The organism is Streptococcus sanguinis (assembly GCF_008329445.1).
Classification (GTDB): domain Bacteria; phylum Bacillota; class Bacilli; order Lactobacillales; family Streptococcaceae; genus Streptococcus; species Streptococcus sanguinis_O.
Window position 1 is genome coordinate 612,507 of the sequence record NZ_VIBR01000001.1, and the last position, 14,995, is coordinate 627,501.

19 protein-coding genes are annotated in these 14,995 nt (G+C 42.9%); all 19 read left to right on the forward strand.

The window, feature by feature from the left end:
* Position 1: 1 nt before the first annotated feature.
* Positions 2–655 (forward strand): DNA alkylation repair protein, encoded by a 654-nt coding sequence (locus tag FKX92_RS03185; protein WP_002924644.1) that lies wholly within the window; start codon positions 2–4, stop codon positions 653–655.
* Entirely contained in the window at positions 652–1,194 is a 543-nt protein-coding gene (locus FKX92_RS03190) for a GNAT family N-acetyltransferase (RefSeq protein ID WP_149565503.1), read from the forward strand. Before FKX92_RS03185 ends, FKX92_RS03190 begins: the two co-directional genes overlap by 4 nt.
* 90 nt (positions 1,195–1,284) lie before the next feature.
* Positions 1,285–1,446, forward strand: a complete 162-nt coding sequence (locus FKX92_RS12005) for a hypothetical protein (RefSeq protein WP_187759370.1) — start codon at positions 1,285–1,287, stop codon at positions 1,444–1,446.
* A 3-nt stretch (positions 1,447–1,449) separates the two neighbouring features.
* Positions 1,450–2,688: a replication initiator protein A gene (locus FKX92_RS03195; RefSeq protein ID WP_149565504.1), complete on the forward strand. Its 1,239-nt coding sequence runs from the start codon at positions 1,450–1,452 to the stop codon at positions 2,686–2,688.
* Positions 2,689–2,692: 4 nt separating this feature from the next.
* Entirely contained in the window at positions 2,693–3,058 is a 366-nt protein-coding gene (locus tag FKX92_RS03200) for a hypothetical protein (protein ID WP_149565505.1), read from the forward strand.
* A 170-nt stretch (positions 3,059–3,228) separates the two neighbouring features.
* The gene (locus tag FKX92_RS12110) at positions 3,229–3,825 is read left to right on the forward strand and encodes a hypothetical protein (protein WP_262405212.1); all 597 of its coding nucleotides are present in this window, start codon (positions 3,229–3,231) and stop codon (positions 3,823–3,825) included.
* A gap of 264 nt (positions 3,826–4,089) precedes the next feature.
* Positions 4,090–4,425, forward strand: a complete 336-nt coding sequence (locus FKX92_RS03210; protein WP_149565506.1) for a hypothetical protein — start codon at positions 4,090–4,092, stop codon at positions 4,423–4,425.
* Positions 4,422–4,739, forward strand: a complete 318-nt coding sequence (locus FKX92_RS03215; protein WP_149565507.1) for a YdbC family protein — start codon at positions 4,422–4,424, stop codon at positions 4,737–4,739. Before FKX92_RS03210 ends, FKX92_RS03215 begins: the two co-directional genes overlap by 4 nt.
* A gap of 5 nt (positions 4,740–4,744) precedes the next feature.
* On the forward strand, positions 4,745–4,972 hold the full coding sequence (locus tag FKX92_RS03220; protein ID WP_149565508.1) for a hypothetical protein: 228 nt from the start codon (positions 4,745–4,747) through the stop codon (positions 4,970–4,972).
* 20 nt (positions 4,973–4,992) lie between these two features.
* A complete protein-coding gene (locus FKX92_RS03225) occupies positions 4,993–5,724 on the forward strand; it encodes a type IV secretion system protein (protein ID WP_149565509.1) in 732 nt (243 codons plus the stop codon).
* Positions 5,725–5,777: 53 nt separating this feature from the next.
* The gene (locus FKX92_RS03230; RefSeq protein WP_149565510.1) at positions 5,778–6,194 is read left to right on the forward strand and encodes a lactose transporter; all 417 of its coding nucleotides are present in this window, start codon (positions 5,778–5,780) and stop codon (positions 6,192–6,194) included.
* A 72-nt stretch (positions 6,195–6,266) separates the two neighbouring features.
* Entirely contained in the window at positions 6,267–6,626 is a 360-nt protein-coding gene (locus FKX92_RS12010) for a PrgI family mobile element protein (protein WP_187759371.1), read from the forward strand.
* Positions 6,580–8,946: a VirB4-like conjugal transfer ATPase, CD1110 family gene (locus tag FKX92_RS03240; RefSeq protein ID WP_149565512.1), complete on the forward strand. Its 2,367-nt coding sequence runs from the start codon at positions 6,580–6,582 to the stop codon at positions 8,944–8,946. The genes FKX92_RS12010 and FKX92_RS03240 overlap by 47 nt, the downstream gene beginning before the upstream one ends.
* Positions 8,947–8,960: 14 nt before the next feature.
* Positions 8,961–11,624 carry a phage tail tip lysozyme gene (locus FKX92_RS03245; protein WP_149565513.1) on the forward strand — a complete coding sequence of 888 codons (2,664 nt, stop codon included), beginning with the start codon at positions 8,961–8,963 and terminating at the stop codon, positions 11,622–11,624.
* 11 nt (positions 11,625–11,635) lie between these two features.
* On the forward strand, positions 11,636–12,226 hold the full coding sequence (locus tag FKX92_RS03250; protein WP_149565514.1) for a hypothetical protein: 591 nt from the start codon (positions 11,636–11,638) through the stop codon (positions 12,224–12,226).
* Positions 12,223–12,864, forward strand: a complete 642-nt coding sequence (locus tag FKX92_RS03255; RefSeq protein ID WP_149565515.1) for a hypothetical protein — start codon at positions 12,223–12,225, stop codon at positions 12,862–12,864. The genes FKX92_RS03250 and FKX92_RS03255 overlap by 4 nt, the downstream gene beginning before the upstream one ends.
* A gap of 21 nt (positions 12,865–12,885) precedes the next feature.
* Complete coding sequence (locus FKX92_RS03260) at positions 12,886–13,143, forward strand: hypothetical protein (protein ID WP_149565516.1); 258 nt, start codon at positions 12,886–12,888, stop codon at positions 13,141–13,143.
* A complete protein-coding gene (locus FKX92_RS03265) occupies positions 13,127–14,083 on the forward strand; it encodes a hypothetical protein (RefSeq protein ID WP_149565517.1) in 957 nt (318 codons plus the stop codon). The genes FKX92_RS03260 and FKX92_RS03265 overlap by 17 nt, the downstream gene beginning before the upstream one ends.
* A gap of 47 nt (positions 14,084–14,130) precedes the next feature.
* Positions 14,131–14,982 (forward strand): LPXTG cell wall anchor domain-containing protein, encoded by an 852-nt coding sequence (locus FKX92_RS03270; RefSeq protein WP_149565518.1) that lies wholly within the window; start codon positions 14,131–14,133, stop codon positions 14,980–14,982.
* Positions 14,983–14,995: the final 13 nt, after the last annotated feature.

Below are 14,995 nucleotides of genomic sequence, written 5' to 3' on the forward strand. Positions count from 1 at the left end.
TATGGATATAGAGGAATTGGTTAAAGAGTTAAAAGCTGTAGCTAACCCAGATGATGTGGTGGCTATGAAAGCCTATATGAAAAATAAATTTGAGTTTCTAGGAGTCAAGACTCCGGCCAGGCGGAAACTCACAAAGGCTTTTTTCAAACAACATACTGACTCCGTCATTGACTGGAATTTTATAAATGAAGCTTGGAAAAATCCCTATCGAGAACTGCAGTACACTGCGCTAGATTATCTGGAGATTCGCAAGAAACTATTGACACCATCTGACTTGCCACGTTTGAAAAAGCTGGCCCAAACAAAATCTTGGTGGGATACCATAGACTTTTTGGACCGCTTGGTTGGATCAATCATTGCTCGATTTCCGGAAACCAAAGAGATTATTGTAGCTTGGAGTTGTGATGAGGATATTTGGTTACGGCGCTTGGCCATCGATTATCAGCTGCTACGAAAAGAGAAAACAGACACAGAGCTCTTGGAGAAGATTTTAGTGAATAATCTAGGCCGAACAGAATTCTTTATTAACAAGGCCATCGGCTGGGCGCTGAGAGATTATTCAAAAACCAATCCAGACTGGGTCAGAGATTTTATCGAGCGGCATCAGACAGAAATGGCAGCGCTTAGTATTCGAGAGGGAAGTAAGTATTTATGAAACATATTTATTTAAAATATCTGGAAGAGAAGGATTACTCAGTTTGGCTGGAAGGATTTTCAAATAGACTACCATCCCAATCATCATTTGATGACGGGCTTTTAGATATGACAATTTGTACAGAAAGTTGGTTTGCGGATTTGGTGGCAAAGCACCGCGATTTTCGAGAGAAAGACCAGCAGTATATTTGGGGAATTTACGATGCAAAAAGCGGAAAACATGTAGGTATGGTTAATTTATTTGTGCTAGCTAGAGACGATTTCCAATGGGCGGAAATAGGTTATACGATACATAATCAATTTTGGCGTCAGGGCTACGCCAGAGCTATGTTAGAAGAACTCAAGAAAGTTAGTCTTGAACTAGGATTTCATCGTTTAGAAGCACATGTTGATCTACAGAATATTCCTTCACAAAAATTACTAGAGCAAGCTGATTTCTACCTTGAAGGAGTACGAAAAAAATTCCAAAAAGAAGATAAAGAGTGGAAGGATAGACAAGTTTTTGTTTATATTTTAGATTGTAAGTGTCTAGAGTTTTGAGAAAGTGAAAAATTGAATAAGAAATTGACGAGGAAATGAGAAATCATTTTCTCGTTTTTTGTTTGTTTAAACCATCAAGGAGGGTCAAGTATGACACCAAATGAAAAGAAGTCCAGAGAAGCTATCATAGCTTTTCTGATGAAGGAGACAGGATCAACCCGCAAACAAACGCTTGAAAACATGAAAGAGCTAGAATCATTTGGCTTGATTGGATTTAATTCAAAAGGTGATTTTAGACTGAGAGAGGTTTGATTTATGAATGACATTAAAGTTAATCAGGTAGTCACACAAACTTTTTATCAAATTCCACAGATTTTCATGTCCCGGATTGATAAGAAGTATGGATCAGATGGAAAAATTGCTAAAAAAATCAAACTGACAAGCAGGTATGCAAAAGAGCTGTCAAATGATGCCAAACTAGCATACGGAGTTCTATATAACCGCTGTATGCTGAGCATTCAGTCCTACGAAGAAGGTAATTTCGATTTTGTAGATGAAACTGGTTCAATCTTTCTGATTTATACCATTGAGGATTTGATGGATATACTTGATCGTGGAAAAACGACCATCCATAAAATCAAGAAAGAATTAAAGGCTGTAGGTTTGTTACGAGAAGTTAGCCAGGGAGCCAATCGACCCAATAAACTGTACCTGCAGAATGTGGATGCTGACTTACAGGAATATGAACACTATGAAGCAAAAACTATTAGCTCAGGTCGTGACAAAGGAAAAATCGACTTTATCCATGTAAAAACTTTAGATGCTCAGGGGAATGTTGTTTTTGAGCAGCTGGCTAAAGCTGAAAAATTTGAAAATGGGGGTTCAAAAAATGAACGTCCAACAAACCCTATTAAATCAACAAAAAATGGGGGTTCAAAAAATGAACGTCCAAATTCTGATACACAGGGGGTTCAGATTCTGAACGGAACTAATACTGAGAATAGTAAGATTAAGATAGATAACGATACTAATCGATACGAGAACGAGTTACCTATTTCTTCTCTTTCAGATTCTGAGATTTTCCGAATGGGGCAACATGGTTTTCTATCCGACCATGCTATAAAACGGCTCAGTTTATTTGGACAGTATGCCAAGCCGCTTGAAAATAAAATCTATCAGGCTAAGCGTCAGGTGGAAAAAGAATATTCCAATTTACTGAGGGGCAGTCAGGATCAGATACTTGCTGAAATTTGGACTGCTGATCTGGAAAAAGAAATTGAGAAACTGATTTTTAAAATTCGGACAGGTGAGCATGAAGGTAAGCCAATCCAAAATATCCTTGGATATTTTTACAAAATGATGGTTCATTTTTGGAAAATGGCACTGTTGATTGAAGCAGAACAAGGATTTATCAGTATTACCGTTGTTCTGAAAGAACTTGAAGATAATCCTGATCATTCTTCAAGTTTGCAAAGTTATTACTATCCTGAAAAGTTATCAGAAAGCCAGCTTAATCATTATTTGTTTGTTTTGGGTAGCCCGCAAGGAGATTAAGAAAATGAAAAGTAGAAACATTCTTGAAAGAAATAGTGTAAAAAATGCTTTTGAGGCGGAACAAAAGAAGCCAGAAAAAAACTCAGTTTTATCAGTTTTATCAGGTCTTGCGTTATTCTTTGTTGCTACCTACTTACTTACAATGTTAGTCATAGTATTTTCTATGTCGATAGGCAGTCTGTTTTGGCTGATTTGGAATACAGTTGCTTTATTTCTTGATGCGCCAGCAAAGCCTATACAAAATTTCCTGCCTCTCGTGTTAGCTGCACGTTTTTGGGATATTAACCTTGTTATAACATCGACTCTGGGTCTCCTTTTCCTTATCTTCAACTGGGCCATCTACATTGACAGTAAGAAAAATAGAATATGAACAGGATGATGTGATGACATTGATTGCCTTATTTTGAGATGGGGAACGCAGGCTTGAAGCTAAAAAAGCAGCTCATAGAAATGCTGAACTGAGGTATGGAGGGGGAGGATATAGACGAAGAACAATCTGCTCCCAAATTGTGGACTATCAAGCGAAGTAAGGAGATAGAGATGAATAGCAACGAAAACAAAAAAGAAAAAGGTTTTAGCCTATCAGATCTCGCAGCATTTTTATTGATTCCTTTGCTGCTTACAAAGCTAATCCTAGTATTTTTCACATCGTTAGGCTGCCTTTTCTGGCTGATTTGGAATGCGATGGCTTTGTTTACTGAAATACCAGCAACACCTATACAAAATTTCTTGCCATTCGTGATAGTTAAAAACTTTGAAAACATATACATTTTCATTGCGGTTATTTTCTATTCTTTCATTTTGGTTCTCGTCTGGGTAATCAAAAAAATGAGAAACGAGGTACATCATGATAAGATATTTAAGTTTTTTCGTAAAAGGTTAGACTATGTTCTTGGCTTTACAGCAGGGCCAGCTTTGTTTGCTGCTATTTTATACTCTGTGGAACATTTTGAAGCAGCATTCATTGCTATAGTGGGCATACTAGCGATTGTCGTGCTTTCCTTTACTTTGCTGCCTGCTGAGACTCCAGGCGAAAAGCAAAAAAGAAAAGAATTTGTGGAGACTGTAACTTCTCTACTCATGGCATTTGTTATTTTTGCCACAGTCTATAACCTTATGAGGAATGGCCTTGTGTAATGATTACATTCCCTGACCTCAGCAAGTCAATAAACTGCTGAAGCACTTTGACAACTGAAGATCCCCTCTGCCCTGATACAGCGTGACTATGAGATACAAAATTGAGGGCGGAGTGTAAAGCTGAATACAGCCTCAGTCACAAATTGCATTAACGCAGGTTTGCCGTTTTGACCTTAAACGGTGCGCATGAAGTACGGATATAGCGAAAGGAGCTATACAGCATGGGTGTAAATCAACCTAAATTTATTCGAGAAGGAGAAAAGAATGAATAAATTTAAAGATCTTGCAGACAATGAAGTCTGCCTTAGAGATTTAAAACAACTTGGCCGTGAAGGTGGAGCGACAGCCTATCTTGATACAGGTGAAATCCTGGTTTTAAAACCAAAGTATGGCACCATTTCAAGACGGGCCTACGTTGCCGGAAAGTCTACAGTCGTTGAGTTAAAAGTTGAATACAAAGACATTTATACCGCAATTCGCACAATCACGAGAAATAATATTTTGATTGCGAAAAAATGTCGGTTTGGAATGACCAGCGTACTGCGACTAACCGGGACAGGCTACCACCGCACTAGAAAACAAAAAGGAGGAAGCAGATGACGGATTGGAAAGAAGAAGGTTGGAACTTTGAAAACCAGCACCAGTCCAGCCGTCAACCGAAAAAAGACAATGATCAGCCGGTCCATTTTCGGGTAGTGGAACATATCGCAATCCTATCCGAAAATGAAAAAGGCTGGCGGAAAGAACTCAACTTAGTATCGTGGAATGACTCTGAGCCAAAATATGATATTCGATCCTGGAAGGACGACTATTCACAGGTAGGCAAAGGGGTCACACTTTTTGAGGATGAAATCATCATTCTGGGAAAAGTGCTGCAGCAATTACCATTCATGGAAAAAAAGAAAGAGGAATAAACTAAATGGAAACAATCGTAAAAGTATTTCAAATTTTGCAGATCGTTATTGGTCTTATAGGACTTATCTGGGCCCTGGTAGGAGTCATTGAGTTTTTCGGTGGCCGGAATAACAACGATTCTATGCGCCAAGAAAAAGGAACCAACTTCATGATTAACGGTGCAGCGCTTGGGGGAATCACAGCTGCTATTTTCCAAGCTATTATTGCAACTCTTAACTCTATGCCAAAATAAAGCGAAAGGAGCTAGAGGAAATGGACAGTATTAGTAAAACTCTAGCGGCCTACAGTTCAACTGTTAATCAGTATGCGGATAAGATCAATGATGCGCTTCTTCCCATCGCAACCGTCATGATGTTGACCTTCTTTCTCTTTGATATTCTATCCTGGAACAGAAGGCTGGGACAGGAGGGAGGCACCCTGACCGTTCAGCTTTGGTTTGAAGTTGCTTTAGGGTATATCTTTGCCTATGTACTGGTTTATTTCAGTTCAGAAATTTTTGACATCATTGTCTTTGTCTTTAACAAAGGCATCGCCCTGGTCAACAGCGTCCTGCCAAAGACAGGTTTCAAGTCAGATATAGACACCTCAGGAGTCGGCGGCTGGATCATGAAGCAGATTGTGGAGCTAGTTGGTAAAGGGGCTCAGTTTGTCGGAGACATTAGTGCAGGAATCATCGCTTTCCTACGTTTTTTCCAGATGTATATCCTGAAGGCCGTAGCGCCGATTATCATGGCTTTCTTCATGTCGGAAAAGACGAGGAACATTACCGTTAGTTTTGTTAAACACTTTGCGGCTTATGCCTTCCAAGGCCTGCTGCTGGTGATTGTGATTAAGCTTTATCCGGCCCTGGTGTCAGATGATATGTTTAAAGCCGGAAACGGCGATCTAGTGACTGCTTTTGCCTCTATCGGCAAGAGCGTTGTCTATATTGTTTGTTTATTCGGCAGTCAAAAACAAGCGAAAACACTCTTAAATGCTATGTAAAAATCAAGCAAAGTATGGTAAAATAGTTCTAATATCTGAGGAGGTGAGAGATCATGGCAGAAACAAAGTATCAGATCCGGCGAATCGGGAATCGTATCAAGCTGTCCTTTCCGGAAGGTTCAGAAGAGCTAGCCCCTGCAGCTGTGCAGCCGATGAAACCAAAGAAGAGATACAAGACCTCTATTTGGTCCAAAATCGGGGCTTTCTTTAGCTTTGTCTTTTCCATCCTTTTTCTGGTGGTTGGTTTTGTCATAGCCACTCCTATTTTTATCCTGATTACCTTACGGAATTGGGTAGCTCTGTTTATTAGCTTTGCTATCTTTTGGTCATTGGTAGGAGTTGTGTATTATGGGATGATATTGAATCTTGAACTAACGACCGGTATAATATTTAACAATACATCTTTATCAATATTATTGCTTGTTTCTTTTATCGGGGCTATTTTCACTACCATAGGCATAAGAGACTGAAACTGAACTTAATAGGTTGAACAACACTTTGCAAGGCAAGGTGTTTTTTTTAATTGGCTAGAAGGAGGAAGAATGAACAACAAGCTAGGAAGCGAGTTTCTCAAGCAGTTTGACAACTACGAAAGACCGATAGCGTTTGGCATGACCAAACGCATCCTGGTCTTAGTCTTGGGGATTGTGCTAGTGGCAGCTACCACAGTGACCATCTCTCTGCTGGGACTCTCTGACATTTTCATGTACCTGGCCGCTTTTATCATTGCCCCGCCCTTTATCATCTATGGGCTGGGCTTTGATGAAAATGTCAGGGATTGGATTAGTTTTAACCTGAAAGTCCAAAAACGGGCTTATCTAACAGAATTTGAGGAAAAGGAGGAGTTCACAAAAGATGATTTTAAACTTTGGAGGAAAGTCAAAGAATTTGACGAAAGCTGAAAAGGAGCGCCGGGATCGTTTAAGACGAACCATGAAGGCTTCTACTCAGAACACTATTCAGTACACCAGCCTGCATGAAAACGGGCTGATGCACGTTGCCAAGGATGAATGGTCCCGGACCTATCGCTTGGGCGACGTGGCCTATCTGTCAGCTAACCAGGATGAAAAGAATGATGTGATTGATACACACGCAGAAGCCTTAAACTCCTTGGACCCTGGGTCCAACTTTCAGCTCTTGGTTATCAACCGGAAAATCGAAGATAACACGGTCGAGCGGATCAAATATGACGAGGTCGGAGATGGCTTTGACTGGGCCCGGCTGGAGTACAATGATATGATTGAGAGCCGCTTTTCAAGCGACTCAAAAAATTTCCGGGTTGAAAAGTATGTCACGATTGGCATCGAGGCCTACAGCCGGGAACAGGCAGACACCAATCTGAAAGAGATTGGCAGCTCTCTGGAAAACCAATATGCACAGATGGATATTGGCTTTCAGGAGCTGGACGGGAAAGAGCGCCTGGATGTCTTTGCGGAGCTGCTGCTAGGCAAGCACAAGCTCCCTTACACTTTCCGGGATATTGCCCTGGCTGACCTGCACACCAAGGACTTTATTGCTCCTAACCGGCTGCAGTTCCTGGAAAATCGGATGCGGATCAATGACGGAGTGGCCAAGGTCATGTATGCCCGGAACTTCCCTACCTTCCTGACCGACCGGATGATCAAAAATCTGACGGATGTTGGGGAGGAGCTGGCCATTACGGTGCAGGCTTCTCCCTATGAACCGGCTGCTTTTATGACCAAAATCCGGAATGCGGACACGACCATCAAGGCGGAAATGATTAAGGCCCAGCGGTCCGGTGCCCAGGAAGGGATAGACCAGGAGCTGGCGGTCAGCGGCCGGGCCAGGGAAATTTCTGAAGCCACCAGACGCTGGAAGCGAGAAATTGAGGAACACGATCAAAAAGCCTTTTCGGGCCTGATTGCCCTCTACTTCAGAGCAAACGACGAAGACGAGCTGGCTAGCATAACCGACAAGGTCCTGACGGCTGGCCGCAAGGTCGGGGTAGACTTCCAGGAATGCTTCTATTACCAGGAAGAAGGCCTGAACACGATTTTACCAATCGGCCATACCTTCTTAAACGTGAAACGTCGCTATATTCGGGATATGACTACTGAAAATCTTGCGACACAGGTTCCCTTTACTAATGTGGATTTGAAATCTGACAGTGATCGGGCCTTATACTACGGCCAGAATCAGCTATCGAACAATGTCATCACAGTAGACCGGAAAAAAGACCTGAATACTGGATCTGGAGTGGTCCTTGGTTCTTCCGGTTCCGGGAAATCCGTCACGGTTAAGAGCATGGAGATTATCCCAACCTATCTCAAGAACCCGGAAGACCGGATTATCATTGTTGATCCGGAAGATGAATACTCTGACATTGGCCGGGAGTTTGGAGCGCAGCTGGTAGATATTTTCATCGGCTCCAAGTCTCACCTGAACCTGCTGGACCTGCCGGACGTGAGCCAGCTCAAGGACGAGGACAACGACCCGATCGGAGATAAGTCAAACCTGCTCATGGGGCTGTTTGAGTCTATTCTGGATCAGGTCGGAGACGTTGAGTACACGATTATTGATCGGGTGACCAGGGAAACCTACCGCCGCTTTGCGGACAGCGATCGGACTCCCACCCTCAAGGACTGGCACGACATCCTGGAAGAACAGGAAGAGCCAGAAGCCCAGGAATTGGCCCTCAAGTCAGAAATCTACGCCAAAGGCTCCCAGAATATCTTTGCGCATGAAACCAACGTCGATATTACGGACCGGTTTGTGATTTTCAATCTGAAAAAGCTGACTGGGAAGCTCAAACCTTTTGCCATGATGGTTATCCAGGACTACATCTGGAATCAGGTCGTAGCTTCTCAAGGGAAGCTGACAACCCGTATCTACTTTGACGAAGTGCAGCTCTTCTTCAAGGAAGAAGCCCAGGCTATCTTCTTTACGGAGCTGTACTCACGGGTCCGGAAGTACGGAGCCATTGCGACCGCCATCACGCAGAATATTGAAACGCTGATGAGCAAGGAAGAAGGCCGGAAGCTGGTTTCAAACAGTGAGTTCATGATTTTGCTCAAACACAAGAAACAGGACCTTTTGGCCCTCTCCAGGGCCATTACTCTGACCCCGACCCTCATCCGCTACATTGAAAAGCCCAAGGCGAAAGGTACGGGCTTAATCGTAGCCGGTCAGGTGGTGGTCCCATTTGAAAACCCAATCCCCAAAGAGACCCGTCTCTTTGAATTGATTGCGACAGACGCTTAGAAGGAGGTAAACCGTTGTCGAGAGAAACAAGACGGGACGTACGGGAAGCCAAAGCGGAGTATCGGGAAGTCAAGTCTGAAATCAAGGCAACGAAAACCGCCTATCAGGAAGCTATCAAACGAGAAAAAGAACTTCTGACCCCGCAGACCCCGGCTGAACAAGACTACGTTACCAAAAAAGCAGAGGTCAGAAGATCCCTTGCGAAAGGGGAGCTGGCTGATTTAAGGGAAAAGAAGAAAGGAGCGAAAGCGAACAGAAACCGGGCTATTCAGCGAAACGGCGGAACCTTGCGACAAACGGCAAGCCGGACGGCCCATCATCAGGCTTCCCGTTTTGCGGATGACCTTTTCCAGGATAACGACATTCTGGATGATGTGGCTTCTGCCCGGCGGACCATTCGCCGGACTCATGCGGATGTCAGACGGGCCAAGACAGCCGGCCGCCATGCAGTCAAAATCGGTCAAGGAACGACCAGGGCTATTTATGGAGCTGGAAACCGAACGTATAACCTGGTCCAGGGCCGAGGCTTCACCCGAACCCCGGTCGGCAGCCGCTGGGAAACCAAGTTCAGAAATAAGTACCAGCGCCTGCGGGCCCGGTTAAGAGTCAAGCCAAAGGGCAAGGCTCTGAATGCTGCTGGGAAAGTGACCGCTAAACTGGGGAAGCTGGCCTTAACGGTCCTCAAAAATCCGCTATCAGCTAAAGCCTATCTGATCCTGTTTATCGCTTTGATTATTATTGTTCTTTTAGGCGGCATCTTTGGGGGCGGCAGCTCTACGGTTTCACAGAATGAGTTTGACCTGACGGATGCCTGGACGCACCTCAGCAAGCTCGATAGGGAAAAGTCAACTGATGAAGTTGATTACTGGAGCGATATAGACTCAGTCATGATGTTTATGGGCTATAAATACAGTGATTACAAACTGGATAAGCCCTATAACAAAAAGAAAGGAATGCTGGAGTTCGATAAGCCTTATCGAGACTTGCTGACGGATATTTGGAATGAAATGAATGGAGATAAGGACAATCTCCAAACGATGGAGGAATTGACTAAATCCAGCAAGCATGACTATATCAAACTTTCTAAAAAGGATCAGGAAGAGTTCAGAGAGGTGGTCGAGCAAGCCAAGCAAGTTGGCTTTTACATTAACTATAATGACTTAGAGCATCCGTTCTCGAAGGAAACATCTGACGAAACTGTCGAAGGAGTCACTATCACAAAGCGCTTTGGTTACGAAAGTAAGGATAAACTTTATGAGGGTTCTGTCTTACAGGCTTCTAAAGGTTCTCCAATATACGCAACCATGCCAGGTACAGTAGAAATCAAAGACGGAGACTTTATCATCAAGGATAAAAAGCGGGAATTCACCTACAAAAAAGTAGATAAAGCCCGCTTTAAATCCGGTGATAAAGTTCTGCCTGGGGATGAAATCGGAGCGGTTGGTTCGGAAGATGGCCAAGAGGTCTTTTATAAGAAACTCAAGGATCGGAAGAAAAAAGAATGGGTCTATGTCAATCCAGGCTTTTATCTTCCAAATGCCAGCTATACACAGACAACGTCGGTTCTAACGAACATTGAATTTTCAGGGGATGTTGCTCAACGAGTGCAACAAACCTACAAACTCCTGAAGAAATACAAGCCTAATATTACAAAAAAAGCTGCATCCGCTATTATGGGTAACTTTCTGACAGAAAGTAACATTACAGCCAAAAGAGCTGAGGGAGATTATCTAAATCCCCCTATTGGAGCTTCTGCAAATTCTTGGGATGATCCTAATTGGATTTCATTAAACGGGCCAGCTATCTATAATGGCCGATATAGAAATATCGTTCATCGAGGGCTTGGACTTGGCCAGTGGACGGACACTGAAGACGGTTCTCTCCGTCATACCATGTTACTTGATTATGCAAAAAGTAAAAACAAAAAATGGTATGACTTAGAGCTGCAAATCGAATTTATGTTCAAGGGTGATAGCCCTTATTACATTGAGATAGTCAATCGTATTAGCGAGAGTAACGATGACATCTCCCAATTGACCAAAGAATTTCTTGTCAATTGGGAGGGAAATCCTGGCGATAAGTTACTACAAAGACAGGACAGTGCAAAGCAGGTTCTTTCTTATTTGGAAAATGGCAGTGGTAGCGGAGGAGCTTCCTTTATCAAGCCAAACGGCAAATATGCTCCAATTTTCAATCAAGATTATTGGGTGATGCAGCCGTATGGCTTCACTCCGTGGTCATCAGGAGCCGGTGGTGGTCTTTACGGGCCATCTGGCGGGAAGCATACGGGTGTAGATTTAGCACCGCTGAGCGTCCAATATGGGACGTCTGTATTGCCGGCAGATGTGCCGGTCTACTCTATCACAGATGGAACCGTTTATAACACAGGATATTCTGCTGTTGGTGGTTATCAGATTACGATTATACCAGAGGGAACTAATCAATATCTTTATTACGGACACTTAAAAGAACAGCCAAATCTAGCTTCTGGAACAAAAGTCAAGGCTGGTCAACAAATTGCTCTATTGGGAAATTCAGGTGCTACAACAATCTACCACGTACATCTAGAAATTAGTCCGACTCCAGCCATCGGAACCAGTGCTAGTCCGGATCCATCTGCCCTCATTACAGGTGGCCCCGCTCTAGTACAAAGCCAACAAATCAAAGTTAAACAATAAAAGGAGTACACATGATTGACGAAAGAAAGGTAAAATTCTTTAAACTCATTGGATTGGGAGGGGGTATTGTTTTGATTCTTCTCCTGATGTTCTTCTGGCAAAGTGGCCACAAAAATAGTTCTAATGAGAGCAACAGCCAGATTGCCAGTCGTCAGGTAACAGAGTTTTTAAAGGCCTATTTTAACAAAGACAAGGTAGGCTCAAATCGAGAAGACTATCAGCCTTACTTGACAAAGCAAGCCTATCAGGAAGAGTTGGCCAATGAGGAGGATCCAGGCTTTAAAGTCCGAACATCCCTCATGCAAAATTTCCGCTACAAGTCAGCTAAAATCTATGTAGGTACGGAGGAACCGGTTGTCTTTGCGACTGTGACCTATGATTATGATAGTGTGAGCCAGAAGAAACGGGAGGAAGACCAACAAAAGACAGTCCGAACAACCAATAGCTACAGCCTGAAACTGACTTATAAGGAGGTAGACGGAAAGCAGCTGATTGATAAGATTGAGATTGTCAATCTCAATCCGGTTGGGGAAGCTGGCCAACAAACAGATGAATATGCGCCAGGAGTCATCAACCTAGAAGATATGAATAAGGAGGAGTGAAATCATTGCTAGACCTTAAAAAAATTAAGATTTTGAAAATCGTTGGTTGGATTTTACTAGTCATTCTGGCAGCCTTAATCGGATTTTCAGCCGGTCAAGGTTCCACTAAGACCAAGACACAAGAAAAGCCAAAGCAAAAAACAACCGTTGCCAGCAGTTCTTTTAATGTGAAACAGAAAGATGTTGAGGAATTTCTGCTCAACTATTACACAAAAAAGGATCTAGGGGAAAACCGCAAGCGCTACAAGGAATACATGACCGAAGGTATGTATTCCCAGGAAGTCGCCAAAGAAGATGAACCTCAAAATCAGACTTATAAAGGCTTTGTCGTAGATTTTGAATATCAAGGTTCAGAAATCTATATTGATGAAAAAAATCATCAGGTGCTTGCTCAAGTACGTTACACGAACACGTTACTAGACGAGAAGAAGAACTATGACTCAGCTGTTAAAGACGTTCAAAATGAAACTGTCTTAAAGCTGAGCTACTCTGAAGATAACGGGAAATTCAAAATCAGTAAAATTGAAACAATGGCTCTAATGGATTTGCCTTCTTCTACTGGGATAGCCTCTCAGTCAGAAACAAGCCATCCAGAAGAAGAAACGACAACGACTGCATCAAGCAGCTCAAGCAACTAGAAACCGAAAAGGAGAGAAAGAATGGTCACTAGAAAATCACAACAACTGAAAGCAAAATTGGAGAAGCTAGAAAAGGATTTAGAAAAAATCAAGAGTCAAAAGGCTCAACTTGCTGAAAAAGAGAAAGACTTGCTGAAGCAGCAAAAAGCTACTGATGCTGAGTATATTCTCGCTTTGATGGCTGAGTCCAATAGAACAAGAGAAGAGTTTGAACAATTTGCACAAGTCAAGGCTGCTAATGCTGAGAATGGCGGTGATGCTCATGTTCCGACTCACTAATATTCAGACTAGACAACAAGAAACATACACCAATCGGGATGAACTCCTGGCTAATGTCAATGAAAAGTCTGTCTGGGCAGAAGACAGAAGAGAGTCCTTCATGTTGTTTCTGGAGCAGGTCGCTGAAGATGGCTCTATCCTAGACACGATGAATTTGATGCTTCCTTTGCAGGCGATAGTAGAAGAAGCTCTAGCCGGTTTCGGACTGAAGCGAGAGAAAAAAGGCTTTTCTTTGCTTCAACGGAACAAGTCGCAGACGGCCTCGTTCCAGGAAGAACCCAAGAAAGAGCTGGAACAAGAGCCTAAAAAGCCAATCTCAGCACCTCCATCTAACAATAACCCTTTTCAGGTTCCCCAGGAACCGGCTAAAACAATTCAGCCGACTATTCCTGTTGAACCCCAGAAAGTTGAACTGCAACCAAAAGCGAATAATAAAAAAATTGCCCCTCAACCAAAAGGAAAACAGAAGTCTACTGGTTTCATTTGGAAAATCGCTGCTATTGGAGCGCTAGGCTTATCTATTGGCACTCTTGCTCTATTACCAGCTCAAGCGGCAATTAGTAATCAGAAGCTGACAAGCCAGATAAAGCAACTGGAGAAAAGGCTAGCTGATGAAGAGTCTCAGGGGCAGGTGGAAGCAGTAGGACGCTTCTTCATTGCGAACTACTACTCAGGAAATCAAGAAAATATAACAAATTTTCTGAGTAAGAAGATGAAATCGGAAGGAGTAGAAGTCAAGTCAGAACAGCTACAGTCAACCATCTATGAAAATCAGAAAGTCACCAAAGATACTATTTCAGTAACTTTTGTGGTCACTACTAAGGGAGCAGATGATAGCATAAAAACAAGTCGCTTAACTCTCCCTTTCAAGATCGATAAAAAATCCGTTTATGGCTATGTCCTGGACGGTCAGCCAAAAACATCAAAATTTGGCAGATAATGGAATATAACTATAAATATAATTATAAACATAATGAGGTATAAAAAATGAAAAAATGGACTAAACTTATCGCACTATCATCTGTTGCAGTATTGACTTCAGCAAGCTCTCTGACCGCTTTTGCGAATGACAGCTCTGCAACTGTGCCAGCTTCTACTGACGTGCCAGCGGTTGTAACAGTTCCTTCAACCGGGGAAATTACACCAACAACTCCGCCAGTTTCTGACACAACAGCGCCATCTGTTCCAAGTCAACCCACTCAACCAACTACAGAAACAAGCGTACCAGCAACAAGCAATGACAACGTAAAACCTACTCAGCCAGCAACAAATAACGACAATGCAAAGCCTTCTCAACCAACAACCAGCAATCCAACTGATAGCACGACAACCCAACCTGCTTCAACAGACACTGCTGCTGGTTCTGGTGTAACAGTTCCAACAGTTGACGGGGGATCTGCGGTCTTGACCCCAAATATTAGCGTTCCGACTAACAATCCTAACGTTTCAGCTCAAACAGCTGCAGATACCGGAGCAAGTCAGGTCGGAACGACTTCTCAAGTAACTGGTCAGGTTGTGGCGAATGTCAATTCTGCATCACCAATCCAAACAAACACGGGCTATCAGGTAATCTCTACAAAGGATAGTCAAGTTGTGGTTGCTTATGCAGACGGAACAACTGATACCGTATCAGCTGAAGTGGTTGGTGGTACAGTCAATGCGGATAAGACAATCAGTCTTACTAATCAATCAGGAGAAAAAGCAACCTTACCAAGTACCTCTCTGCAACTCCCTTATACTGGCGAAAAAGAAGAAATCATGATGTCCTGGGCTGGAGCTGGTTTGCTAGCTGTAGTTGGTGCTTATTTTCTCAAGAAGAAATCAGCTGAAATCAAATAATCAAATAGAGCGG

Excerpts from the sequence above, each read along its gene's own strand:
- FKX92_RS03215 (WP_149565507.1), top strand. The coding sequence starts at position 4,422 with ATGACGGATTGGAAAGAAGAAGGTTGGAACTTTGAAAACCAGCACCAG.
- FKX92_RS12010 (WP_187759371.1), top strand. The coding sequence starts at position 6,267 with ATGAACAACAAGCTAGGAAGCGAGTTTCTCAAGCAGTTTGACAACTAC.
- FKX92_RS03200 (WP_149565505.1), top strand. The coding sequence starts at position 2,693 with ATGAAAAGTAGAAACATTCTTGAAAGAAATAGTGTAAAAAATGCTTTT.
- FKX92_RS03190 (WP_149565503.1), top strand. The coding sequence starts at position 652 with ATGAAACATATTTATTTAAAATATCTGGAAGAGAAGGATTACTCAGTT.
- FKX92_RS03240 (WP_149565512.1), top strand. The coding sequence starts at position 6,580 with ATGATTTTAAACTTTGGAGGAAAGTCAAAGAATTTGACGAAAGCTGAA.
- FKX92_RS03185 (WP_002924644.1), top strand. The coding sequence starts at position 2 with ATGGATATAGAGGAATTGGTTAAAGAGTTAAAAGCTGTAGCTAACCCA.
- FKX92_RS03230 (WP_149565510.1), top strand. The coding sequence starts at position 5,778 with ATGGCAGAAACAAAGTATCAGATCCGGCGAATCGGGAATCGTATCAAG.
- FKX92_RS03195 (WP_149565504.1), top strand. The coding sequence starts at position 1,450 with ATGAATGACATTAAAGTTAATCAGGTAGTCACACAAACTTTTTATCAA.
- FKX92_RS12110 (WP_262405212.1), top strand. The coding sequence starts at position 3,229 with ATGAATAGCAACGAAAACAAAAAAGAAAAAGGTTTTAGCCTATCAGAT.
- FKX92_RS03225 (WP_149565509.1), top strand. The coding sequence starts at position 4,993 with ATGGACAGTATTAGTAAAACTCTAGCGGCCTACAGTTCAACTGTTAAT.
- FKX92_RS12005 (WP_187759370.1), top strand. The coding sequence starts at position 1,285 with ATGACACCAAATGAAAAGAAGTCCAGAGAAGCTATCATAGCTTTTCTG.
- FKX92_RS03270 (WP_149565518.1), top strand. The coding sequence starts at position 14,131 with ATGAAAAAATGGACTAAACTTATCGCACTATCATCTGTTGCAGTATTG.
- FKX92_RS03260 (WP_149565516.1), top strand. The coding sequence starts at position 12,886 with ATGGTCACTAGAAAATCACAACAACTGAAAGCAAAATTGGAGAAGCTA.
- FKX92_RS03250 (WP_149565514.1), top strand. The coding sequence starts at position 11,636 with ATGATTGACGAAAGAAAGGTAAAATTCTTTAAACTCATTGGATTGGGA.
- FKX92_RS03265 (WP_149565517.1), top strand. The coding sequence starts at position 13,127 with ATGTTCCGACTCACTAATATTCAGACTAGACAACAAGAAACATACACC.
- FKX92_RS03220 (WP_149565508.1), top strand. The coding sequence starts at position 4,745 with ATGGAAACAATCGTAAAAGTATTTCAAATTTTGCAGATCGTTATTGGT.
- FKX92_RS03210 (WP_149565506.1), top strand. The coding sequence starts at position 4,090 with ATGAATAAATTTAAAGATCTTGCAGACAATGAAGTCTGCCTTAGAGAT.